Origin of the sequence: Pseudanabaena sp. PCC 7367, from assembly GCF_000317065.1 — a bacterium.
GTDB classification, from domain to species: domain Bacteria; phylum Cyanobacteriota; class Cyanobacteriia; order Pseudanabaenales; family Pseudanabaenaceae; genus Thalassoporum; species Thalassoporum mexicanum.
In genome coordinates this window covers 272,744-297,141 of record NC_019701.1, presented here as the reverse complement: position 1 = coordinate 297,141, position 24,398 = coordinate 272,744, and the positions used below count along the sequence as shown (strand labels likewise).

General features: G+C 45.5%; 16 protein-coding genes. 7 read left to right on the top strand and 9 right to left on the bottom strand.

All coding sequences use genetic code 11. The annotated features are described in order from the left end of the window. Positions 1-3: 3 nt before the first annotated feature. The 3 genes from PSE7367_RS01100 to psbC all read left to right on the top strand — a co-directional run bounded on the left by PSE7367_RS01100 (position 4) and on the right by psbC (position 4,048). Positions 4-786 carry a TVP38/TMEM64 family protein gene (locus tag PSE7367_RS01100; protein WP_015163513.1) on the top strand — a complete coding sequence of 261 codons (783 nt, stop codon included), beginning with the start codon at positions 4-6 and terminating at the stop codon, positions 784-786. 540 nt (positions 787-1,326) lie between these two features. Beyond that, a complete protein-coding gene (gene psbD / locus PSE7367_RS01095) occupies positions 1,327-2,388 on the top strand; it encodes a photosystem II D2 protein (photosystem q(a) protein) (RefSeq protein ID WP_015163512.1) in 1,062 nt (353 codons plus the stop codon). 268 nt (positions 2,389-2,656) lie between these two features. After that, positions 2,657-4,048 carry a photosystem II reaction center protein CP43 gene (gene psbC / locus PSE7367_RS01090; protein WP_015163511.1) on the top strand — a complete coding sequence of 464 codons (1,392 nt, stop codon included), beginning with the start codon at positions 2,657-2,659 and terminating at the stop codon, positions 4,046-4,048. Between the two features lie 195 nt (positions 4,049-4,243). Here psbC and PSE7367_RS01085 read toward each other — a convergent pair whose 3' ends face one another. The 3 genes from PSE7367_RS01085 to secA form a co-directional block, all read right to left on the bottom strand. Further along, positions 4,244-5,374, bottom strand: coding sequence for a redoxin domain-containing protein (locus PSE7367_RS01085; protein ID WP_015163510.1), 1,131 nt, complete (start codon positions 5,372-5,374; stop codon positions 4,244-4,246). 162 nt (positions 5,375-5,536) lie between these two features. Further along, positions 5,537-6,220, bottom strand: coding sequence for a hypothetical protein (locus PSE7367_RS01080; protein WP_015163509.1), 684 nt, complete (start codon positions 6,218-6,220; stop codon positions 5,537-5,539). Positions 6,221-6,357: 137 nt separating this feature from the next. Continuing rightward, a complete protein-coding gene (secA, locus tag PSE7367_RS01075; protein ID WP_015163508.1) occupies positions 6,358-9,156 on the bottom strand; it encodes a preprotein translocase subunit SecA in 2,799 nt (932 codons plus the stop codon). 464 nt (positions 9,157-9,620) lie between these two features. Here secA and PSE7367_RS01070 point away from each other — a divergent pair, with 464 nt between their 5' ends. Next, a complete protein-coding gene (locus PSE7367_RS01070) occupies positions 9,621-10,286 on the top strand; it encodes a rhomboid family intramembrane serine protease (protein WP_015163507.1) in 666 nt (221 codons plus the stop codon). 167 nt (positions 10,287-10,453) lie between these two features. Here the strand turns inward: PSE7367_RS01070 and PSE7367_RS19935 are convergent, their stop codons facing one another. Continuing rightward, positions 10,454-11,842: a DUF11 domain-containing protein gene (locus tag PSE7367_RS19935; protein ID WP_015163506.1), complete on the bottom strand. Its 1,389-nt coding sequence runs from the start codon at positions 11,840-11,842 to the stop codon at positions 10,454-10,456. A gap of 941 nt (positions 11,843-12,783) precedes the next feature. On the opposite strand from PSE7367_RS19935, the gene PSE7367_RS01060 reads away from it, so the two are divergent. Together PSE7367_RS01060 and PSE7367_RS19930 are read left to right on the top strand one after the other, a co-directional pair. Further along, positions 12,784-13,407 (top strand): MotA/TolQ/ExbB proton channel family protein, encoded by a 624-nt coding sequence (locus tag PSE7367_RS01060; RefSeq protein WP_015163505.1) that lies wholly within the window; start codon positions 12,784-12,786, stop codon positions 13,405-13,407. Positions 13,408-13,660: 253 nt separating this feature from the next. Next, complete coding sequence (locus PSE7367_RS19930) at positions 13,661-15,469, top strand: isochorismate synthase (protein WP_015163504.1); 1,809 nt, start codon at positions 13,661-13,663, stop codon at positions 15,467-15,469. Positions 15,470-15,546: 77 nt separating this feature from the next. Here PSE7367_RS19930 and PSE7367_RS01050 read toward each other — a convergent pair whose 3' ends face one another. The 5 genes from PSE7367_RS01050 to PSE7367_RS01025 form a co-directional block, all read right to left on the bottom strand. Next, positions 15,547-16,083: a hypothetical protein gene (locus PSE7367_RS01050; protein WP_015163503.1), complete on the bottom strand. Its 537-nt coding sequence runs from the start codon at positions 16,081-16,083 to the stop codon at positions 15,547-15,549. A gap of 728 nt (positions 16,084-16,811) precedes the next feature. Further along, entirely contained in the window at positions 16,812-18,821 is a 2,010-nt protein-coding gene (locus tag PSE7367_RS01040; RefSeq protein WP_015163501.1) for a hypothetical protein, read from the bottom strand. A 97-nt stretch (positions 18,822-18,918) separates the two neighbouring features. Continuing rightward, entirely contained in the window at positions 18,919-20,520 is a 1,602-nt protein-coding gene (locus PSE7367_RS19925) for an S-layer homology domain-containing protein (RefSeq protein WP_015163500.1), read from the bottom strand. After that, positions 20,504-22,285 (bottom strand): hypothetical protein, encoded by a 1,782-nt coding sequence (locus tag PSE7367_RS01030; RefSeq protein ID WP_015163499.1) that lies wholly within the window; start codon positions 22,283-22,285, stop codon positions 20,504-20,506. Before PSE7367_RS01030 ends, PSE7367_RS19925 begins: the two co-directional genes overlap by 17 nt. A gap of 350 nt (positions 22,286-22,635) precedes the next feature. Next, positions 22,636-22,989: a DUF3593 domain-containing protein gene (locus PSE7367_RS01025; protein ID WP_015163498.1), complete on the bottom strand. Its 354-nt coding sequence runs from the start codon at positions 22,987-22,989 to the stop codon at positions 22,636-22,638. Between the two features lie 180 nt (positions 22,990-23,169). Here PSE7367_RS01025 and PSE7367_RS01020 point away from each other — a divergent pair, with 180 nt between their 5' ends. After that, the gene (locus PSE7367_RS01020) at positions 23,170-24,012 is read left to right on the top strand and encodes a vWA domain-containing protein (RefSeq protein ID WP_015163497.1); all 843 of its coding nucleotides are present in this window, start codon (positions 23,170-23,172) and stop codon (positions 24,010-24,012) included. The last annotated feature ends 386 nt before the right edge of the window (positions 24,013-24,398 follow it).

The following is a 24,398-nucleotide window of genomic DNA, read 5'->3' as shown; positions in this document are numbered from 1 at the left end:
ATTATGCCTAACTGCGATCGCCAAACCAGCAAATATGCCCATGCTGCCCGTCAATACAGATGGCGACGCTGGCTAAAACGTGGCGTAAGGGGATCGCTCTGGCTAATCTTAATTGTTTTAATATTTAGCGTTACCCCCCTGAAGAAAATATTTGATCAGGATGCACTAGTGATGTACCTGGAAATGCTGGGTTTTTGGGCACCGGTTTTGTTTGTTCTGGTTTACGCTCTGATCACGATGGTGGGTATGCCTGGCCTAGTGCCAACCCTGGCCGGTGGTGTGGTATTTGGCGTGTTCTGGGGGACTGTTTGGTCGGCGATCGGCGCAACCCTTGGCGCGATCGGTGCTTTTCTGTTGGCGCGTTACTTCCTCAATAACCGCATAGAGAAGTGGCTAGGGCAGTATTGCCTGTTGAACAATATCTGTATATGTATTGAAAAACAACAGATTAATGTAGTGATTGCAGTTCGGTTCTCGCCGATCGCCCCCTTTAACATCATTAACTTTTTGTTTGGTCTTACGCCAGTGAATATCTGGCCCTATAGCATTGGTACTTTTATTGGGATTATTCCTGGTACATTTGCCTACACCTGGCTAGGGGCATCAGGAAACGAGGCAATGCATAGTCATGATGGCCGATCGCTGTTTTTTGCCCTATTATTTCTAACCATTTTGGCAATCCTACCAATTCTGTGGCGATCGGCAAGGAATAAATTGGGTAATAATACCTATAATAATACCCCGAAACCAGGTGATTCTTATCAAACAGCACCAAAAAAAGATTAAGAAAATGTAAACTTTGCGAAGTGTTGCGAAGTATTTGTCTATACAGCCAAAGTACTAGGATGCTTGCCCTGCAATTGATTGAGTGCTTATAAGGTTGGTATGCGATCGCTAAAAAGTAACTATGTAAAGGTTTTTGGGCTGAAAGTAAAGTTGTGTTAAGATACTCGTATATCTCTAACACTCAATATTTGAGGGATTTAGTTTCTCCCTTAGCATGGCAGTGCATGGCTTGGCATGAATTTTAAGTTCTGCCCATATCTGCTACCCGCACTCTGACTTGAAAATCGCATATCCAGCGGTGATTATTGTACCTATGCTTAGGTTAAAGTTAGTATAGTTGTATTTAGCAACTGCCTATATAAATATCTATCTATATTTTTAGACTTGTAAATCTATTTTTTTTAGATTGCAAATACTACTAACTCCCTTGCAGATCGGCAATTTACTGCTGTGTTTTGCGAAATATCGAGTATTAGAAAGCGGAATAAAAAATTCTGTAATTATATCAATTGAGGAAAAGATTTAGAGGGGTTTGTATCTATGACCATCGCAATTGGTCGGTCTCAACAAGCCGGAAGAGGATGGTTTGATGTCCTCGACGATTGGCTTAAAAAAGACCGTTTTGTATTCGTAGGCTGGAGTGGCTTGTTGCTATTCCCAACCGCTTTCCTATCTCTGGGTGGCTGGTTGACTGGTACTACTTTTGTTACTTCTTGGTATACCCACGGACTTGCTTCTAGCTATCTAGAGGGTGCCAACTTCTTGACTGTAGCTGTTTCTACACCTGCACTCAGCTTTGGCCACTCTCTCTTATTCCTGTGGGGGCCTGAAGCCCAAGGTGACTTTACCCGCTGGTGTCAAATCGGTGGTCTCTGGACCTTCGTTGCCCTGCATGGTGCATTTGCCTTAATTGGCTTTATGCTGCGTCAGTTTGAAATTGCTCGCTTGGTCGGTATCCGTCCATATAATGCGATCGCATTTTCTGGCCCGATCGCCGTATTCACCTCGGTGTTCTTGCTATATCCTTTGGGTCAAGCTGGTTGGTTCTTTGCACCTAGTTTCGGTGTAGCCGGTATCTTCCGTTTCATCCTATTCTTCCAAGGTTTCCACAACTGGACTCTCAATCCATTCCACATGATGGGCGTGGCTGGTATCCTGGGTGGAGCATTACTTTGTGCGATTCATGGTGCAACGGTTGAAAACACCCTGTATCAAGATGGTGAGGGTGCAAACACGTTTGTACAGTTCACCCCAACCCAAGCTGAAGAAACCTACTCCATGGTTACTGCTAACCGGTTCTGGAGCCAAATCTTTGGTATTGCTTTCTCCAACAAGCGCTGGTTGCACTTCTTTATGCTATTTGTACCAGTCATGGGCTTGTGGATGGCTAGCATTGGGATCGTTGGTGTGGCTGTCAACTTGCGTGCCTATGACTTTGTTTCCCAGGAAATTCGCGCAGCGGAAGACCCTGAATTTGAAACTTTCTACACCAAGAACTTGCTGCTAAACGATGGTATTCGTGCTTGGATGGCTCCCCAAGATCAAATTGGTCGTGGGTTTGTCTTCCCTGAAGAAGTTCTACCTCGTGGTAACGCCCTATAACTTTGGTGATTTGGTCAAATTCGGCTAGTACCGCGTTAAGGTTAGTATTGCAGTGGTCAGTTGTTCAGCCGATGTGCATGTAGCGACTGGCCACTGGTTCTAAAAGTTACTAAAAATGAATTATTGTATTTAGTAGTGAATCAAAATCAACTAGCTAGATACCCTAATTCCTAGGCTCTAATGTTTAATCAGCAATCATAAATAATTGCTAAATGTTCGTTTTTTGTTTTCTTGTTTTAGATAGAGAGTAGTAGAGGAGAAATCCTTCGTGACAACAACTATCAATTTTAATGAATTGGGAGTTGGCGGCCGTACCCAAGACACCACTGGATTTGCATGGTGGTCTGGGAATGCTCGCCTGATCAACTTATCTGGCAAACTGCTGGGTGCCCATGTCGCCCATGCTGGCCTGATTGTATTCTGGGCAGGGGCGATGACCTTGTTTGAGGTATCTCACTTTGTGCCCGAAAAGCCCATGTATGAGCAGGGCTTGATTCTTTTGCCTCACCTGGCTGCTCAAGGCTGGGGTGTTGGCCCTGGTGGTGAAGTTATCAATACTTTTCCATACTTTGTAGTAGGGGTTTTACACCTGATCTCATCTGCCGTACTTGGCTTAGGTGGTATTTACCATGCCCTACGTGGCCCTGAAGCCCTAGAGAGCTATTCCGACTTTTTTGGCTATGACTGGAAGGACAAGGATAAGATGACTTCGATCATCGGTTTCCACCTGATCCTGCTTGGTTGTGGTGCGCTCTTGCTAGTAATCAAGGCTATGTTCGTTGGTGGTCTTTATGATACCTGGGCTCCTGGTGGTGGTGATGTCAGAATCATCACTAACCCCACCCTCAACCCGGTTAAAATCTTTGGCTATGTGCTTGCTTCTCCCTTTGGCGGCAAAGGTAACATGGTTGGTGTGAATAACCTGGAAGATGTGGTTGGCGGTCATATTTGGATTGGTTTAATCTGCATCGGTGGCGGTATCTGGCATATTTTGACCAAGCCCTTTGGCTGGTCTCGTCGTGCTTCGATCTGGTCCGGTGAAGCTTATCTTTCCTACAGCCTTGGTGCCCTGTCTTTGATGGCATTTATCGCTACTTGCTTTGTTTGGTTTAACAACACCGTATATCCTAGTGAATTCTATGGCCCAACTAGTGCTGAAGCCTCACAATCGCAAGCATTTACCTTTATTGTTCGCGACCAAAAGCTAGGTGCTAACATTGGTACTTCGCAAGGCCCGACTGGTTTGGGTAAGTATTTGATGCGATCGCCTACTGGAGAAGTTATCTTTGGTGGTGAAACAATGCGTTTCTGGGATTTGCGTGCTCCCTGGTTGGAGCCCCTACGTGGTCCTAATGGCTTGGATATCGACAAGCTGCAAAATGACATTCAGCCCTGGCAGATTCGTCGTGCCGCTGAATATATGACCCATGCTCCTTTGGGTTCCTTGAACTCAGTTGGTGGTGTTATTACCGAAATCAACGCGGTGAACTTTGTTTCGCCCCGTTCCTGGTTGTCTACTTCTCACTTCGTGCTATCTTTCATGTTCCTGGTTGGTCACCTCTGGCATGCTGGTCGTGCCCGTGCTGCCGTAGCTGGGTTCGAGAAAGGTATTACCCGTGAGACTGAAGCTGTATTGGAAATGCCGGCATTGGATAAGTAGGTTATTTAAATCAAGTTGGAATTGAGCTAGTAAAATAGTCTAATTTAATTTCTAACTGAGGTTTGCCCTACTAATTAACCTACTAATTAAATAGTTAAAGCCCCTGAACATGATCGGGGGCTTTGCTTTTATGTGATTTCGGGTTTTTTGACCGATCGCAAGTATAAGAAGGGTATTTACTTTAGTGCCAAAGCTCTAATGCTTAACCACAACCTGAGCGTAATCATTTTTTGCCTTGGTTTCATATTCAGTCCGGTGCTGCGCCTCATTGTCGCTATAAAAGAAACTAAGCAATGCAAACCTAATGCCAGCAGTCACATCAGTGGCCTCATGGAGCAATGAGCAACTAAAGATCACCGCGCTTCCAGTGGTTGGTTTATATAAATGGGGGCCATATTCCGCAAATTTCAAATACCCTCCCTCATATTCCTCCACATTGAGATTGAGGGTCATGGCAAACTTACGGTGGGCAGTGCCGCCGGTTAAATTATCGCGGTGGGGTCGAAAATAGCCGCCGGATGCCGAGTTATAGCAGGCGATCTTATAGGCTTCGCGGCGGGTCACTTCATAGCAAAAAGCTTTTTTTATTTCTGGGAAAACCCGACGATTCATGATCCGATCGATTCGATCGCGCAGTTGTCCTTCCCGCACGAAATGATCGCGGCGAATTTTATGTTCATAGTCCAGATAACCCACTGTCTTTTCACCCTCAGAGCGCATAAACCCAGAATCCTGATTGCCCCTGGTATGCCAGACATCAATTAGCTCCTGACAGAATTCCGGCGAAATCACATTGGGGATTAATAATACCGGTGCATGATTTACCAAATGTTGGGGCACCTGGGACGGGAACATTTCTGTAATATCGCTCAAGACAGCAGCGGCAGGATCAGCCAGACTAGCGGCATTATAAATTTTAAAGATGCGCAAATTGGGATTGATCAAAAATATGGCGCGATGGAAAACATAATCAGTTCTGCCCTCGGCTTGCTGTTCATGCAAGATGCCATATTCTTTGCATATTTTGGCATTTTGATCTGCTAGTAGAGGGAACGAGATGCCCTGGGATTGGGCAAATTCGGCTCGTTCAGATACTGAATCAGGGGCGATCGATGCTACTTCAACGCCTAGCTTGTGGAATTGCTCGATTTTGGCCTGAAACGATTGGGCAATCTTTTGACAGGCAGGCAGGCGATCGCTGGCATAGAAAAACAGCACCACCACCTTACCAGCATGTTCATGTAATTTATACCGCTGGTTATTTTGGTTGGCTAAGTTGAACAAAGGTGCATAGTCACGATCGCTGAGTGTTTTTGTCTGTGCCACTACTACCTAATCCTTATTAACCTCTAGTAAACCCTATTATCAGGCTTTTCTATCCGCTCCGATAAGCGTCTAAATCATAGCATTTGCCGTCTTTATGGAGCACGCTTGCTTTTATATAAGTTAATTTAGGGGATGCCATCGCAATTTTAAGAATTTAGTTAGCTAAAACTGAATCCCGATTCCACCCTGGATTGAAGTGCGGGTTTGATCGACTTGCCATTGCCGATCGAAGGGGATCACCAGATTGCCATATAACAATAAATTTCGATTCAGGCTCATTTCTGCACCCGGTTGCAGCGCAAAATCGCGGCTGTGCCGATCGCCGGTGGTGGTGGTTTCCTTGCGGATTAATCCCCCCGCGCCCACATAAACATTGGTGAATTGGCCTACGGGTAGATCAAAGGAGAGGGCTGGCACCAATGCGGTTTGGGTTTCGTTTACTAAAAGTGAAGTGCGCAACGAAAAGCTACCCATTTTCAAACGGCCAGTAATATTTGGCATGACTCGATCGCCATAATCACTTAGCTCGCTAAAGGATTTAAATGTATCGCCGATCGCCAGGGGTGAATCTTCGGCGGTGAGTAACTCGGAAGTGCCAATATAACTGCGGGGTAGATATGAATAATCATTGGCCATACTTGGTTTGATTGGTAGGGCAAGCCATAGACATGCGGCGATCGCTATTTTTATAGCTCGTTGTATTGGCTGAGGGAATTTAACCAAACGGACTAACGGATTACAGATGAGATAGAGGTATGGCGATCGATCTAAAGCCTGGTCGATCGTATTATGTTTAGATTTTTTTCTAGGATTCGATTGAAATTGACGGTGATTAATAAAAAACATGAGAGCCTGTGATGATGCACAAGCTCTCTGACCAATAAACATTTTTAGTTGTTCCGTTTTACGCGGTTCAGCCTAGATTTGCGCTGCTTGAATATAATTCAATAGCTTCTTATTGCTTACAAGTAACCAGGCCAAAACTAGACAAATTCAGCCGTGATTTGCTGCGGTTGTGGTTGTGGATCGTACTCAAAGATCGAATAAACCACATTGCGGCGAATATTGGTCATCATGTCTAAAAAGACCTCATAGCCTTCACTTTTATATTCCACCAATGGGTCTTTTTGGCCATAGCCACGCAGGGAGATCGCCTCTCGTAATGCTTCCATCGCCTGCAGGTGCTCACGCCACAGCATATCAATCTGCTGCAAAATAAAGAATCGCTCCACCCGCCGCATTAAACCTGGCTGAATTGAATCAATCTTGGCTTCTTTGATCTCATAGACGCGGCGTACCTCTTCGCGCAGAAAAGCTTTTATTTCTGGCATAAACATATCATCAAGGTGTTCTGGCTCAAGATCTTGCAACAGGTTCACAAATTCTTTTACCTTATTGGTCATGCTGGTAATATCCCACTCTTCCGGTGGTAGATCGGGATTGACATAGGCTTCGACAATGTCATCCATGGTGCGCTCCGCATATTCAATCACCCGCCCACGCAGATCCTCACCTTCTAGCACGCGGCGGCGCTCCGCATAGATCGCCCGGCGTTGATTATTCATCACCTCATCATACTCAAACACACGTTTGCGCATGTCGTAGTAATGGGTCTCCACCTTCTTCTGAGCCGTTTCCAGGCTGCGGGTGAGTAAGCCAGAACTGATTGGTAAATCCTCTTCTACCCGGAATGCATTCATCAAAGCCTTGACTCGATCGCCAGCAAAGATGCGCATCAGGTTATCTTCCAGGCTCAAGAAAAATAAGGTTGAACCAGGGTCACCTTGCCTACCACAACGACCGCGCAACTGGTTATCAATCCGGCGCGATTCATGGCGTTCGGTGCCAATCACATGCAATCCGCCCAGCTCAATTACTTCATCGTGCTCTGCATCAGTGTAGTTGGAATATTCTTTCCGAATTAGATTAAAAGCCTCGCGCAGCTTGATCACTACTGGATCATCGATCGGCCCTTTTTCAGAAGCGATCGCCAACATTTCTTCGGCTTCCAGCTCCGTAATGCTCTGTGACCCTAAGGTCTCAACACCAAGATTAACTGCCGCTTTGAGTGTATTTTTAGATTCGTCGGATAGCTCAGTGGGGAAAAGTCGATCGGTGGCCGCCTTCCAGCTTTTCTTTGGCTCCGCTTCACCACTAAAGCCCTGGCCGCCCTGCTGTCTGGTGGGCATCGCGCCACGACCTCTGGCCATCAAGCTATCATCTTCGGGGCGCACAATCTGGGGCATGAAATACTCACGCATTTTCAGCCTTGCCATATAGTCGGCATTGCCACCCAGAATAATGTCAGTACCGCGACCGGCCATGTTAGTAGCGATCGTAACTGAGCCCTTACGTCCCGCTTGAGCCACGATTTCCGCTTCCCGTTCCACATTCTCCGGCTTGGCATTGAGCAAATTATGGGGAATCTCTGCTTGCTGCAACAGCCTGGATAGCACCTCAGATTTTTCCACACTGGTAGTCCCCACCAGTACGGGGCGACCCAGCTCATACATTTCCTGGCAATTACCAGCTACGGCGCGCCATTTAGCTGCTTCAGTTTTATAGACCGCATCGGCAATATCAACCCGCCGCGTGGGACGATTGGTGTCGATCGCGGTTACTTCCAGATTATAGATTTTGCCCAACTCCGCTTCTTCGGTCTTGGCTGTCCCGGTCATGCCCGCCAGCTTGGGATAGAGCAGGAAGAAGTTTTGATAGGTAATGGAAGCGAGGGTTTGGGTTTCATTTTCGATTTTTGCGCCCTCTTTAGCTTCGATCGCCTGGTGCAAGCCATCACTCCAGCGCCGACCTGGCATCACCCGCCCGGTGAATTCATCCACGATCGTCACTTCACCATCGCGCACAATGTAGTTAACGTCTTTCTTGAACAACTCTTTTGCTTTGATTGCATTAAATACATAATGCGCCCAGGGATCATCTTGATCGTAGAGATCGGTTACACCCAAAAGTTGCTCAGACTCTTCAAATCCCTCATCGGTCAGGATCACATTGCGATCTTTTTCGTCCACCTCATAATGTTTTTCCGCCTCCAGTTGCTTGGCAATTTCCGCCGCACCAATATATTTTTCCGTGGGGCGCTCAACCTGACCAGAAATAATTAACGGTGTGCGGGCTTCATCGATCAGCACCGAATCAACTTCATCGATCACACAATAGTTAAAGGGACGCTGCACCACATCTTGCATCGCGGTCGCCATATTGTCGCGCAGATAATCAAACCCTAATTCGCTGTTAGTGGCATAGGTAATATCGCAAGCATAGTTACGCTGACGCTCGGCCGGATCCATGCCCTGTTGAATTAGCCCCACGCTCAAGCCCATAAACCGATGGATTTGTCCCATCCATTCCGCATCCCGACGAGCCAGATAGTCATTCACCGTAACGATGTGAACGCCTTTACCAGAGACCGCATTGAGGTAGCTGGGCAAAGTTGATACCAGTGTTTTTCCTTCACCGGTTCTCATCTCAGCGATCTCACCTTTGTGTAACACCATGCCGCCGATTAGCTGCACATCGTAGTGCCGCATTCCCAATACCCTGATCCCTGCTTCTCTGACCACAGCAAAAGCCTCCGGCAGGATTTCATCGAGATCCTCGCCTTTTTCGATCCGTTCTCTAAACTCGTTAGTCTTGGCTTGCAACTCTTCATCGCTAAGGGCATGCATCTCCTCTTCCAAAGAGTTGATCAAAGCCACGTCAGGACGAAACTTATCTAATTTGCGTTTGTTGGGATCGCCAAATATAGCTTTCAGGTTTAACATATGTGGTCAAAGGTATTTGCTAACAGCCTAGGATATTAATTAATAATGAGGAGATAGTTGAGCATTGTGCGGATTAGGATCGAGATTGTCCAAATACTGCAACAAGCGATCGAATCAACTTGTTCAGGGGCTTGGCACGACAGTTTTAATAACTCACTTGATAAATAACTTTGTACAATATCGTACGGATCGTACAGATCGAGCATACATGCAGATCGACCAGAGGCTATTTTAATAGAATCTATGCTTACTCGCGCACTTGACTCGAATTTAATCTCACGTCAACTTTTAATTATTATTTTAATAAAATATTGATATGTACTATTTAATCTGACTTTAGCCCTATTTCTATAGTACCTGAGGTTAGATTGGTTAGTAATTTGTAACGGTTTTTACTACTTTCCTATTCAATCTATTTATATCTACCCAACTAATACGCTGGATGCGCTGGATGCACTGCCCCCATGATCCCTCTTTATGATGAAAATCCCACCCGAACTAAGCCTTTGGTTGTCTGGGGCTTAATTCTGGCCAATGTGTTGATTTTTGGCTATGAATTTTATCTGTTTCAAACTGCACCAGAGGTAGTCATCAGATTCTTTGACGATTGGGCGGTAATCCCACAGCAATTATTTAAGCGACCAACCGCTGAGGCGATCACTCTGGTCAGTTCGCAGTTTCTGCATGGCGGTGTTTTACACCTGCTTGGCAATGTCTGGTTTCTGTGGATTTTTGGTAATAATGTCGAAGAACAACTTGGCCATATCCGCTTTCTGTGTTTTTACTTGGTATGTGGTTTGGTGGCGGGACTGGCACAGGCGGCGATCGGGCCAGGTTCTGAAATTCCGGTGGTGGGGGCAAGTGGGGCGATCGCTGGGGTGATGGGAGCCTATGTGGTGCGCTTTCCCCGCGCCAAGATTGTAACCTTGATTCCGATCGTGATCTTTTTTACCACGGTGCGGATTCCGGCGATCTTTTTTCTGGGCTATTGGATCGCCTTGCAGGTTTTGCTGCATTTTATGGCTGACGTGGGACAGCCAGGGGTGGCATATCTGGCGCATATTAGCGGCTTTTTTGTGGGCGCTTTCTATCTCAAGTTTTTTGATATCCCGCCACCACGTAAATGGTAAGTAATTGATATATTTTGATCATGATTTTCTATTATTATGCTGCGATCACGACAAAAGCCCCCTGCCATAAAGACAAGAAGCTTTGATCGAAGAATATTGAAGATTAACTTATGGGCAAAAAAACAAATTTGCCAGGTTGATGTTTAGACAGATTCGATCGCAGGGTTCTATAAAATCATCATCATGTCACCACCCACAAACATGATGTCAGCTGGGGTTGCCATGCCCTGTTGCACGATCGCCACCAGGTCATCATCCCTGAAGATCCCTTGTCCACTGATGTTGTTTGCAGTGGTTTGCATGAAGGTATAGTCTGCCAACATCCCATTCAGTACGATCGTATCTACACCAGATTGGAAATCAGAGACGTAGGCAAAGTCTGCATCACCATTGCCCACATAGTAAGCACCTACTTCAGATCCAAGCACAAATACATCTGCGCCAGCGCCACCGCCACCAGTCAAGCGATCGATCTCGCCAACTCCCAGAGAGGTACAAGTACCCTCGAGCGTGTCATTGCCTGCGCCACCATTGAGGACATCATTGCCTGAACCACCATTAAGGAAGTCATCGCCTTGATTGCCATTGATCCTGTCTATGCCGCCACTGCCAAAAATACTATCATCGCCAGCATTACCATTCATAATCTCATTGGCCATGGTGCCGATAATCAGATCAGGATTAAATGAGCCAAAGAATGAGTTACCGAATTGGTTGACGGTCGGTGAAGTGCTAGCGATCGAGAAGTTACTGTCATCGTCGGTATTATTGCTTGGGTTCGTATCACTGATGACCGCATCAAAGGCAGTGGCCGTATTATGAATAGTGCCACTGGATAGATCACAATCGACCTGAGCCGAGAGCGTGGCCGTGATGGTATCACCAGCCGTGATCGTTAGCCCAGTAACATCAATATCGCCCGTGCCACTAGCCAGCTCCACACCCTCATCGCCAAAAATAGTCCACTGGGCATTTAGCAGTTCCGGTGGCAGGTCATCAAAAATACTGACATTATTGGTATCCTGAGTGCCAAGGTTAGCAACTTCGATCGTATAGTCTACAAACTCACCGGGTAGAACGGTGCCACCGTCAACAGCAGATTTATTAACCATCAGGCTAGCCCCATCTACAGGGGCAGACACCAAAAAGTTATCATCGGTTGACGTTGCCGGCTCAGCCATATCAGCCTCTACGCTGACCGTGTTAAAAATGGTTGCCCCAACCGAGGCAGAGTCAGCCACCGTGGCTTCGATTACATAGAAAATCCCCGCGCCTGGACTCAGGGTTAAACCATCATCCGCAAACGTGTTCCCGACCGCAGAGCCAAAATCAAGATCGCCGATCGGAGTCAAACCAAGCACTGTACTGGATGCCTGGGGCGTGATATTGGTTAGCTCTGTCGGGAAAATATCGGAAATGGTAACATTGGTTGCATCCATGTCACCGGTATTGATCACCCCGATGTTGTATGTGACTAAATCACCGGGAACGACCGATCGCTGGCTAACACCTGGATCGATCTCACCTTCTTTATTCAAGAAAAAATTTACTGCCATCTGCTCCTATTTCACTCCTCAATAATTTGTGATTATTTAGTAATTAGTTTTTGTTTTGGTTCTCAATACGCCAGGTTTACAACCAAGCAATTAGCGCTTACTAAATCGCTTAGCTATTTAAATCTAGGCTTGGTGAGATATTTAGATTTGACATAATAGGCTTCGATCGCATTAGCCCTTGGCCATTAACTTTGTGATCAACTACAAGCGGTTGTGGGGATAATTCAGGGCGATCGAACGCAAGACGCAATTAAGGTTCTAAGCATCACGAATATTCCAAACGCTAATTGGCCTAACCCGCTAAGGGGCTAAAATATCCGCCACACATGGTAGCTTTAGGTGCCCAAAGGTTTTGAGCAAAACTACTAAAGCAATGAATTATTCGGATGTGTAATTAATTTTGATTCCCCGATTGGACTCATGTAGACCATATCTACCAACGATCGCCCCCATCTCGATGGCAAAATTTAAACATAAAACATAAATTGATATAATCCCATCTACAGAACATGAGAATTCAGTAAGTTTAGATACTTACGATATCTATATATCTAAGATTCCTGTTTGCTTAAATCCCGCCCTAATTAGATTCAGGCTCAACACTAAGATTTGAAATAGATCTGGGAACTCCCATCACTTAGCTATGAATCAAATTTATGGTTGATAATCGAATATTTAAGAACTAACTAAAATAGGCTCTCGCCCCCCTTGCAGTCCTTAGCAACATAGGAAAGAAACTAAGACAACTAGATAGACTTTTGGCTTAAGCCTTATGGCTTGCATCTAGAAAAGTTGATTGTTTTAAGTACCCACTACCTACAAATATTAGTATCTATCTACAATTTCTGGCAATCGAATTTAACGCTTATATAAAAACTTTGCCTAAAACTGAAAAGGCTAAAATATTAGCGTTCGCTGCTAAGTGGGGATAAGTGATTAGGATGCAAGAGCTATTTCTGGCTGGTGGTGCAGTGATGTGGCCGCTGATGGCACTTTCGGCTATGGCGGCGGCGGCGATCGTCCAGCGTTGTTGGTTCTGGGCTAATTTATTGCGCCAAGAGCAGCAGATTGTCACTGAGATATTAGCGATCGCGGCCAAGGACTTCCCCGCTGCTGCTGAAATTGCCAAGTCTGCCACCAACTCAGCGATCGGACGATTTCTCTATGCCCCGCTGGCTCTAATTAAACCGGAACCAGATTTGTTCCAATTGGCGCTTGAGAGTGCTGCTGACCAAGAATTATCAGCCATGTTGCGCTATGAAAAGCTATTGGAATCAGTGGTGGCTCTATCACCATTGCTGGGATTGTTGGGTACTGTGCTGGGGCTGATTCAATCCTTTAGCTCGATTCAACTGGGAGAGATCGTCAGCAATAGCCAAACCCAAAACTTAACCCAGGGAATTGGTCAGGCTTTAGTCTCTACAGCTACGGGCTTAGTAGTAGCGATCTTTACCCTGGCTTTCCAACGTTTGTTTATGGCTTTACATGCTGGCCAGGTAAAAATATTTAGGCGGGCAGGCAATGCGCTGGAATTAGCCTATCGTCAGTATTGGCAAGCAAAATAGCCGCAGTAACCTTAGTCTGCTGAATAAATGCTATGTCAATATATAATGCCTGTTTGATGAAAAGTAATCGTTTGAAAAGTAATCGCTTAGGTTGCAATTAGGGTACTTAAGCGATCGCCATTTACAGTGAATTAAGCATTGCCAAGATCTTTTGAACATAGGTTTGGCAGCACCAGGATCAGGAAATAAACGGAAATATAAACCTATAGAGATAAACGGCAATGATTCGCGCTGAGCTATTAGAATATAAGTTATGCATCTAGAGCTCAGAAATGCCGACCTTAAGACTAATTCTCCTTCCTTGCAAGATTTGATCGAGGGTGCGATCGCCAAAGCCCAGAATCTTGGACGGTCGCTAATACTCTCTTATTCCTATGCTTGGCAGGAAGTTGATCCATTATTTTTCCTTGGTCAAAAATGCCAAGCCGGTCAGTATCGATTTTATTGGGAGCAACCGCAGCAAAATTTGGCGATCGCAGCGGGTGGCATGATTTTAGTCTTGCCACAGGTGATATCAACCGCAGCGGCTGAGCCAGATCTAACGACTGAGCAGGAGCATGATCATGATCGTTTTAGGCGATCGAGGGAATGGAGCAGACAGTGGCTCAGCGATGCAGTGGTGGGCGGCCAGCCCAATTGTCAGCCCCTCAAGCCATATATTGTGGGTGGATTTAGCTTCTACGATCGCCCCATGCACCAAACCTGGCCAGATTTCCCCACCGCTAGATTATTTGTGCCCCGGTGGCTACTTCGCAAAACCGCAAATCTTTGTACCCTGGCGATCAATTCTTGCATTTGCGCCAATGACCAACCGCAGCAAATTGAGGCTGAACTGACTGATGTTTATAATGTTCTAAAAAAAGAGGTGATTGGCAATCAAGCTCAGGATTTAACAGGCGATCGCCCAGCGAATCTAGAACCACCAATGCGATTAATCGATCGCAATACTGCCTCCCAGGTTACCCAGGTTGAATTATTCCCAGCACCAGCAAGCAACCAAGGAACTCCACCAGCTCAATCGGTTCAACCAGTTCAATTCAATCGCTCTGGTCGAGATCAGAAGAGTCGAGATAATAGCTCCAAATTTAATCCTGCGATCGGCAGTCTTCATCAGACTTTAGCTCAAGATCAGACTTTAGCTCAGGATCAAATTCTATCTCAAGATCAAATTCTAGCTCAAAACATAGAACAGAATCGCCGCCATTCCCCCAAGCTACTGGAAATTAATGAGATTAATGGCGATCGCCCCTGGACTGATGCAGTTAAACAAGCAGTAGGTGAAATTAAGGCCGGAAAGCTGGATAAGGTGGTGCTAACTCGCGCATTGGAGCTGAGGGTAGCCGATCAATTTGAGCCAAATTTAGTGCTGGATTCGTTGCGCCAAAGCTATCCTGAATGTATTAACTTTGCGATTAATTTTGGTGGTCAAGCCACTTTCCTGGGGGCTACGCCCGAATTGTTATTGCAATTTGAGCATGAAGAAGAGCAGTTGCAGCTCAAAAGTGGCGCGGTGGCTGGTTCAACCGGGCGGAGTAACTCTCCAGACCAAGATCAAGAAATGGGCGATCGGCTCCTTCGTAGTAGTAAAGACCTGAGTGAGCACCGGATTGTAGTTAAATCGATTTGCGATCGCCTGGGTCATCTGGGAGCCGAGCTTGAACCAATTCGATCGCCGCAATTGCTAAAGCTCTCTAATGTGCAGCATCTACATACACCGATCGCGGCCAAATTGAATGTGGATGATTGGTTCGTGGCATTTGATATCTTGGGGCAATTACACCCCACGGCGGCGGTGGGCGGTGAACCTCGGCAGGTGGCGATCGAGGTGATGCAATCGCTGGAAAAGTGCGATCGGGGTTGGTATGCCGCACCGATCGGCTGGGTTAATGGTGATGGTGAAGGCGCATTTGCAGTTGGGATCAGGTCTGGCTATCTAGATGGCAACCAGGCGCGGCTATATGCGGGGGCAGGGATCGTGGCTGATTCTAAGTTTGATGCGGAATTGGGCGAAACCAAAATTAAGTTTGATGCCCTGTTTAAGGCCTTGGGCATTGAGAATTAGCGTTTATGTTTGGATGATTCTATTGACAGCATCCTTACTGTGCAAAACTGCTCGAACTTGATCAGCCAACGACAGACCTACTCAGTATCGACAAGTGAACCCACCAGCATTGAATTAGCATGAGCCATTCGCAAACTCTGGGACAGGCAACGCCTGACTAAATATTTATTCGGGGTTGGTAATTTTAACGCTGCTTTGGCATCTTTTTCCACCAGCTTTGCTAACCCGTCTATGGTCTTTTCCAGGCCATAGTAAGACAACACCACCTGTAAAATGCTCTCCAACGGCGGCATCTGCGATCGCCCAGAATTAAATTCAGACTGATTATTAATCTCCTGCGCTTCTTGCCCAGCACTGGGATCAAGCTCACTACCATTAGTTTTTACTAATTGCTGGCGTAGCTTTTGTAAATTTTCTTTCACCAGTTGCAGCGAATTATCGGTTTTCGTCAACGCGCTATCGTTGTCATGGATTGAAACCGAAAACTTAGTCGAAGGCCAGGTTTTAGCCAGCATCATCAAATACCTACTGTCGGCCACGATCGCTGGTGTTTGACGTAGTTTGGTGCTCAAAACGCGATCGATTTGATCCAAGAGCTGTTGCTGTGATGTCATGTTCCCTTCCTGAATTTGCGGTACTAAACTGATTGATTCAGGCTCTATCGATCGCCCAAACCGGTCTTAGCCACCCGGAACTAAATGCCCACAGGCTCTAGTTCTTCTCTTCATAAAAATGATGCAGTTAATTGATCAGACCGAGAATCTTGCACTGGCTGGCTGACTGACTGACTGACTGTAAATTAATTAACCATCCTGGCTATAGTTCTAGCCTGTCTGACTAGATTCCTAAAACCCTGGCGTATTTTTAAACCTGCCTCTACCTGTCCTTAGAAGGGCCGTGCAAAAAATACATCACAAAAGTCTATAAATAAATATATGACTTGAAATTAGCCCATGCCAACGTGTTGATCGCCTAAGCCAGGTTTACAAGCTAGGAGTAAAAAGGTTAGCGATCGCTACCCCAACTAATCGATCGGTTTTGTGGTCTTTAATTAACTAAAGCCAATCCTATGTCAACTTAAGTTATGCCGTAATTATGCCCGTGCCCAAATACTTTTCTGATGTTTACTTAGCGCTGATCAATAAACAAACTGATTACTTAAATTGCTTAAGCAAAAAACAACCGCTTTTCAACCTGGAGTCCAGCTTGTCCACCGAACTCAAGAGCCTATTCCCCTCAACTGAATTTGTTGAATTATTGGCTCAGCTAAATTTTTAGCGTACTCACTAATTTAAATTTAACTTATTTATCGCAGAGAGCTGTATCAGCAAAATAGCTTAAATCAGTCATTGTTTTGCCCCAAAACCTCGTAGTAGCCATTTATTTTTAGTTGAAGCTCAGTTGCATTTTTAGGTATTAGACTGTCGATATCAACTTCAAATGACTCACCCTGTTTAAGCACTAGGTACTGCTCATCAATACTTTCTAATTCTGGAAGAGGGTAAACCTTTTCTAGTGAATCACCCGTTGCAGGCTCTGTATAAATGACAGAGAGGGAATCTATATAGGAAATTTCGGGTTCTCTTTCTTCAATTCTAAATCTCGAGACACCTCTACCTAGTGAGTGTAGTTCTGTCTTTTGTAGTGATTTGTCTTTTAAACCATACAAAACCGTTCCCAACTCAAGCTTTTGAGCCTTATGGTTAAAGGTGACTAAAAAAGGGCAGCTTCCACCCCTGAAAAGCTGTGAAATATATACAGGAGGTTCATTTGCAGGGGGATCTATCTTGATTTTTTTTCCATCTACTTTTAATGTACTTATGTCTAAAATTGATCCAACCGCAAACCTCTTAGGGATTGAATCTAGCAACTCGTCTCTAGACTGCGTCTGATTTACAAACTCTTTATCAAAGTAAACTTCTTTGAATAAGCTGTTGCTTAATTCTTGAGCTTCTTCACTTGTTAATGGTGCACTACCACGGCCAAGAGAGATTCTGACACTATCTTGCACTTTTCTTGAAATAAAGACTCTGTTTGAAATGAGGTTTCCTAAATCCTCTTGACTAGCACTCTCTAAGCCTTTGGAATATGAATCTTTTAATTCGACTAAATGAGACTGTGTATCAAATCCAAACTCAATAGGAATCCAAAAATGCTTACCAGGTTCAAGATTGAAATTTATCTCATTTGTTAGTTCTGGTAAACCATCAAATAATACTACCCTATTCTCTACAGGAGTTAATTTATGAGGTATTGCTTCAATCTGCTTGTATCTTATCTCTTCTATTTTGACTGTTCTTTGACGTTTATTAGTTATATCTACAAACTTAATATAAGGTAGTGGTGTTTGTTTTGTAATACGATATGTTTCTAAGTTGCAGCCTCTATAGAAATTTGTTAATTCTAAAGTGTATGGATGAGAGAAAGACAGAAATCCACGAACATCTGGATTGTTGCTTATAATGCCTTTAATCCAACCTAACCTTTTGCTCCAATAACTATCAGTTAAATCTAAATCACTAATACTCCCAAGTTTTGGGAACTGGAATATTTCTCCGCTTAAACCATGAGTTCGTCTCTCTGAATCCAGGTAAGATAAGAAAGTAGTATATTTACTATCCTCTAACGAGGTTTGAATATTCGATATTACCGGTGCAAAGTAGAACCCTGCATCATTATGACCACTGAACCGCTTTCTATTAAAAAATTCATCCTCACTTTCGTTAACATCTACTTTTGTCACCTCTGTTTTGCCACTTTCGTAATTATTGTAAATTTTACCTTCACTTGTTTTACTTGAGCTATACCTCCTATCGTAAACAACCACGGCATTATTTAGATAACTATCAAGATTTTCCTTATTTCCGGTTTCAAGTACGAATTGTTCAACAGTCTTAAAGACAGGACTTGCTGCATAAACGTAAGGAATACTATCAACCTCTAAAGCTTCATTCAAAGTTTTTTTTACTAAGGGATTTTCGAAGCTAGGTTTTATTACAGATAAAACGGATAAAAGATAATCATTACTAGCAGTATATTGCTTAGAAGTTATTGGGGCTGTAGGTTTCTCTTCACTTGGGTCTAAAGAGTAATAAAAGAGTAAAAGCACTAAAACAAATGCAGCAAATGCACCTGTAGCCCTCACTTGTAGTTTAGAGAAAGGTAATTTTCCCTCCGCATAAAAGTCCCCGACAAATAGATAAGCAGATAATGCTGCTGAAATTGCAGCAAGAAATCTAATTACAGCAAGGGTTGCTCCGCTTAATTCAGGTGGAAAAAAAATAAAAACGATAAATGCTGCTATAACAACAGAAGCAAGCACTAGCCCTGCACCACGCTCCCAACTACTCATTCCTTTTTACCTTTAATATTCTCTACTGTCTTTATTAAAGTTACATTCTAATGTTGAATTTGAAAAGGAAATGGTTCAGAAAGTGTATATCCTGATTTTAATTGGATGGATTTACTGAACTGGCTTGCAAAATATCCCTGGCCGAGATGCCATCGGTGGCAGTGCCAAAATGCCATAGGGCTGCCGCTGCCTCTGCGCGAGTGACGGGTTTTTTTGGTTGCAAAATGGTGGTATAGCCAAAGCTGCGGCGAATATTCGACAGATCGCCCAATTGATCATCGCCCAAGATCGCCACCAATGCACCCGGTGCAATCCGATCGCTATCTTGAAAATTCCAAGCTTGCTGTACTGTTGCCACCGTGGCTGAATTGGGTAAGCCATCGCGCAGATCTAGCGGCACTTTCCAGGCAATCATCTCCTCGCGGCTCAGCGGTGCATCGGGTCTAAACAAATTCTGGTTCCCACCGCTGGCATTGCCAATCAATCCCGCATTGGCCAGGGCTTGGATATAAAGAAAATCAGGATCGCCAGATTTTACATCTGCGAAGGCGGGTTTATCTGACGTGAGCGCCAAGCGAATCTGGCGGCTGGGGTTGCTTTGATGTATGCGATTGTTGGCCAGCACCAGCCACCTGGCATAGTCACGGCGTTTGATTTCGCCATTGGGTTGCAGCCGATCGCCCTGGGCAGGATCGATCGCACCCAGCTTAGCCATATCTTTGACAAAGGTTTGTAATGCGGCCGGGACAGTATTGAGATCGCTTAATTTTGTGGGGCTGATCGGTTCAGTGGGGCTGGAGTTATTGGCGGCTGATTTAATCGGGCGATCGTCCGGATCTTGATCGGCAATGGGATTGTCCGTCTCATTTTTAGTTGATTGATCGCTTTGCTGATCTTGCGGCGATCGCTCTGAATCTTGATCTTGCTCAGATGATCCTGGCGGTTTGGGTAAGGCGTTACCAGCCGTTATACCAGCGAGATTGTTGCTTAAATTATTGTTCTGGACATATTGCAAGAGGATTTTGGTCTCATTGCGATCGCCATCGGCCACGATCGAAACGGTGACCAGTAAATCATCTTTCTGTGCCAAGAATGAAGCAGTATTTGTAGTTGGTGAATTAGTTTGATCTATTTGCTCGGTTTGCTCAATTTGCTCGATTTGCTCGGTTGGAGTTGTAGGATTGCTTGAATCATCGGGCTGAGCAGTTGAGTTAGAGGGAGCAGTAGAATCGATCGAATTGGATGAATTATTCAGGCGATCGCCCTCTGGTAATTCCAAACCAGGAATTAAGATAGTCCGCCAGCCATTGCGACTAAAAGCACCGCGATAGAAACCAGCTACCTCGTTAAAGGAATCATTAGTTTGCCACTGGGTGAATACCTGACTGGTGCGATTAGCTTGCTCCGCCAAACTTTCCGAGGTGGGGAACTCTGGCTGGGGCGATCGCTTTAGTTCAACTAGCTGCGCCGTCTCATAGATTGGCACAGTGCTGGGGAAATCGGTTGGCAATTCGATTACCTCGATCTCGCTGTTAATGGGACTAACCCGGCGTTCGACAAGGTTTCCCCAATCAGTACCGCTACAACCAGCTAGCAAGGAAATCAGCGCACAACCAGCGATCGCAATTGAAAACCGTTGCGGCGATCGTTTGTTTTTACGAGTCTTACCCAGCTTTGCCGTTCTAGCGAATACGTGCATATTGTTCCAGGTCTTCGATCTGTGGCGAGGGGAATCGCTTTAGGATTCGCCATAATATAGTATAGCTGCCATTTCGATCGCGGATCGGCCGCAGCGCAATCAACACATCGCTACTGTTGGCAATTTCTAGATAGGGAAAATTGCGACTAATCGATAAACGCGGATTGGTGACTGCTTCTGGTAAATCATAGGCCACCGATCGCAGTAAATAGGTTTGCTCCAGCTCGATCGGCAACTGACTGACGATCGCCGCATTGCCAATCGTTAATTTTTCTGTGGCATAGAGCCGCTTTTGGGACTTCAATGCACTGACCAGGGTGGGTGGTTGATAGCGCCAGAAATAATTCCATAGCGCTGGATTGACCGTTTCCGGCGCTTGCTCGGCATCAAGATCGATCGCATCTAAGGGCACATCTCCCAACTTCTGGATAAAGCCATAATCCAGGTCATAGCCATTAATAATCAGTTGCTCTCCATCCAGCGTCAGCATCAACGGCGAATCATTGAAAGGTCGCATTGTCCCCGCCAACTCAAATTCACCGCGCTCAATTTGCAAGGCTTGAGTAGGCTCAAATAAATCTTCGGGATTACCCTGATAGGGATTGCTGAGGGTGGAAATCGCTAGGCGATCGATCTTGCCCCCAGAAGGCAGCGTCGGTGCGGCTGCTAGTAATGGTGGAATATATGACTCAGATTGCACCGCAAAGGTATAGATGTCGTCCGGTTCCGGCTGCAACAGGGCAAAGCCAGTACCAGTATAGGTATCTAAAAAGTCAGCATAATCCTGGACATCGATCGCCTGGAAATATACCTGCATCGTGTCGCGGTAAACGTAGGGCTCGCGGCGCAGGGGCGATCGCAACGCCAGCAAAGCACTCTGACCAATGAAACTATCGGGCGCCAATGAGGGGGGCGTAATCGCAAATAATTCTGGTTGGGTATAGCCGATCGCTGTCTTGGTGCTGATCACCACATGGGGTGCGATCGCAGATTTATTTATGGGCTTGGTTTCAGGGATTTCCAGGGGTGGCAAGCGTTGTGCCCGCAGCCTGGCATAGTAGCGCTCACGGGGAAAGCGGGTACTCTGAAAATACCAATCCTCAAACGGATCGAAATAGGGCTCACTGCCATCCACCAGCAAAACTGGCTCTAGCTCCAAGCCTTCCCGCTGCAAAATCAGGTTCCGAAATGCTAGGCGATGGAACAGGGGCAAAAGTTCGGCGCGGGTGAGCTGCAAGCCGCAATAGGCCTCAGACGGGGTGAGATTGCCAGAGGAAAGCTTGGCAAAGGCATTAACGGCAGGACTATTACTAACAGGACTAGCAAAATCAGGGCAATCGCCCGTATAGGGATAGCGACGCAGCAATCGCTCAATGTCGCTTACATGCAAGATCAATTGATTGCGTACCTTGCGCACGATCGCTGGATCTTGGGTCTGGCTGGCCTGATAGAGGGTCTCAACTAACTTGACCTGGTTTTGGACGATCGGTTCGACCTGTGCCCAGAATTCAGCACTGGAGGGTTGCTCGATCGGCTTGGCATCTGGCTCTGATTGGGCGAGTAATTCCAGTTTTGCGGCGGCAGAATTACTGACAATCGGTTGCTGATCTTTGTGATCCACGTGATCCACCTGGGCAGAGGCGATCGCTGTTGGCAATAAAGGAATTAACAAGGTAGCGATCGCAGTACCAAATCGCCCTAGACTCTTAATCCTAAAAGAATGAACCAACCAGTTACCATTACTAGCCAAGTTATTTAATTTCATATCCCCTCATACCTAAATCCCTGCAGAATCTCCGAAGCTTTAACCCAATAACACCGATTTTTTAATAATTGCCAGAGCATCCAAAAAAGCTCCACATAGCCTTTTTAGCCTCTGCAAAAATATCAAAATCACAAGCCTCAGCCACCCAGGTCAAACCACAATCAGGCAAGATTCTAAATGATTCGTTCATTAGATCATTGACTAAATTATGCTTACCGATTAGCACCGATCGGGTTTAGCATCATCATCGATCAACAAATTATTTACTGGAAAATCAACGTCTCAAATTGATAATCTCACCATGCTAGTTAATAGCATAAGTCTTGCGCTTGGTATAGCCAAAATTAAAACTAATTTTGGGGTGATTCCGGTTGATCTGATTGCTGCTCCTTAAACCGATCGATCGCAATCTTGAACCCCACCGCCACCAGAATATTTGCCAAGGTTAAAAACACCTCCGCGCCACCATGCAAAAAATCCACATTGGCCAGCGAAGTGCCATAGGTTTTTTCAGCATAAATGCCCACCGGAATCGTTACGCCCACAAATACCAGCGTGCCATAGAAGCCAAATAGCGCCACTCTGGGCATGAGCTTGGACTTGGTGATAAACCATAGAAAAGCCAGGTAGGGAAATAGCGACAGCGCAAACAGGTTTTCTTTTTTGAGGGCATTGTCAAGCAGACTGGCAAATAGATCGGTCATGATGTTTAGTTATTGAATTGAATTACTCCAGAATTAAATTAATCTTAGTGTAACTAAGCAGAGCCTAGGCGATCGCGCGTAGCACAAGCAAAGACAAATGGCCGTAGCAAGGGTCAGTTTAGCTTTGATAGACTATGTGACAAATAAGCCCAATTTATCCAAGATCTGGTTAATCCGCATATGCCCTATACCGCCGAAATTAGCCGCCGCAATCCAAGTTGCTTTCTGTTCTTGATCGATCGTTCTGGATCGATGGCTGACAGTTTTAGCGGGCAGGGCAGCCCTGAGACCCAAAAGGCACAGGCAGTGGCTGATGCTGTAAATCGTTTGATCGACTCCCTTGGTCAGCGTTGTGTGAAGGGCAATGAGATCTATGATTATTTTGATGTGGGGGTAATTGGCTATAGTAGCGACGTGAGTCCTGCTTTTAATGGTGCGCTCTCTGGCCGGACGATCGCCCCGATTAGTACAATTTACGAAAACCCATCTGAGCTAGAAAATCGCATTCATGAAGTGCCAGACGGTATGGGCGGGATGATCGAAGTTGCCAATGATTTTCCGGTTTGGTTCAAGCCAATGGCCCATGGCGGTACGGCGATGTGTGGTGTATTTGATTTTGCCCACACGATTCTGGCGGAATGGGTCGATCAACACCCCAATAGCTATCCACCGACGGTAATTAATATTACTGATGGCGAGTCCACCGATGGCGATCCCCGCGAAGAAGCTGAAAACCTCAAGCAACTACATACCAATGATGGCAATGTGCTGCTCTACAACATCCATCTTTCCTCTGAGTATGCGGCTCCGGTTTGCTTCCCTAATCATGCAGAAGTGCTAAATGATCCCTATGCCAAGTTAATGTATGAGCTTTCTAGTATTCTGCCCAGTTCTGCCCAGAAAGCGGCTGAGAATGAGAGCTACAAGGTGTCGGCCGATTCCCGCGCCTTTATGTTTAATGCCGATCCAGTCAAGTTGATTCAGTTTCTGGATATTGGTACAAGAGTAGATAATTTGCGCTAATGTTGGCTGTCGCATTTTGCTGCAGTTATATAGTTCAGTTAAATAATCCTGCTCCAAGTGATTGACCCGCTTATTGCATTGTGGCTATGGGAGATGGACGATCGAGGGAATTTAATATTGCTTACAAGAGCGATCAGCCTTCACCCTTCTAACAACAACATCTTGGATTGTTGGGCTGCTGTTTGAGCCAGACGCAATCTCAAACTGGATAACCAGCAGTATCAGTCGGCTGATCGGCTTAGGTTTGAATTAAGCTAACAGCTAATTAGAAATTGAGGTAGGATCAGCGCCAAAGTCTCCGATCGTGATTTAGCTCATGATTTAATCAGTCAGCAAAGTAAGCAGGAGATCGGCGGGGGATATTAAATAGCTGGCGATCGGTTTGG

Coding starts and splice junctions, on each gene's coding strand:
- PSE7367_RS01020 (WP_015163497.1), top strand. CDS start 23,170: ATGCCCTATACCGCCGAAATTAGCCGCCGCAATCCAAGTTGCTTTCTG.
- PSE7367_RS19930 (WP_015163504.1), top strand. CDS start 13,661: ATGCATCTAGAGCTCAGAAATGCCGACCTTAAGACTAATTCTCCTTCC.
- PSE7367_RS01080 (WP_015163509.1), bottom strand. CDS start 6,220: ATGTTTTTTATTAATCACCGTCAATTTCAATCGAATCCTAGAAAAAAA.
- psbD (WP_015163512.1), top strand. CDS start 1,327: ATGACCATCGCAATTGGTCGGTCTCAACAAGCCGGAAGAGGATGGTTT.
- PSE7367_RS01040 (WP_015163501.1), bottom strand. CDS start 18,821: ATGAGTAGTTGGGAGCGTGGTGCAGGGCTAGTGCTTGCTTCTGTTGTT.
- PSE7367_RS19935 (WP_015163506.1), bottom strand. CDS start 11,842: ATGGCAGTAAATTTTTTCTTGAATAAAGAAGGTGAGATCGATCCAGGT.
- secA (WP_015163508.1), bottom strand. CDS start 9,156: ATGTTAAACCTGAAAGCTATATTTGGCGATCCCAACAAACGCAAATTA.
- PSE7367_RS01025 (WP_015163498.1), bottom strand. CDS start 22,989: ATGACCGATCTATTTGCCAGTCTGCTTGACAATGCCCTCAAAAAAGAA.
- PSE7367_RS01030 (WP_015163499.1), bottom strand. CDS start 22,285: ATGAAATTAAATAACTTGGCTAGTAATGGTAACTGGTTGGTTCATTCT.
- PSE7367_RS19925 (WP_015163500.1), bottom strand. CDS start 20,520: ATGCACGTATTCGCTAGAACGGCAAAGCTGGGTAAGACTCGTAAAAAC.
- PSE7367_RS01050 (WP_015163503.1), bottom strand. CDS start 16,083: ATGACATCACAGCAACAGCTCTTGGATCAAATCGATCGCGTTTTGAGC.
- PSE7367_RS01060 (WP_015163505.1), top strand. CDS start 12,784: ATGCAAGAGCTATTTCTGGCTGGTGGTGCAGTGATGTGGCCGCTGATG.
- PSE7367_RS01070 (WP_015163507.1), top strand. CDS start 9,621: ATGATCCCTCTTTATGATGAAAATCCCACCCGAACTAAGCCTTTGGTT.
- PSE7367_RS01100 (WP_015163513.1), top strand. CDS start 4: ATGCCTAACTGCGATCGCCAAACCAGCAAATATGCCCATGCTGCCCGT.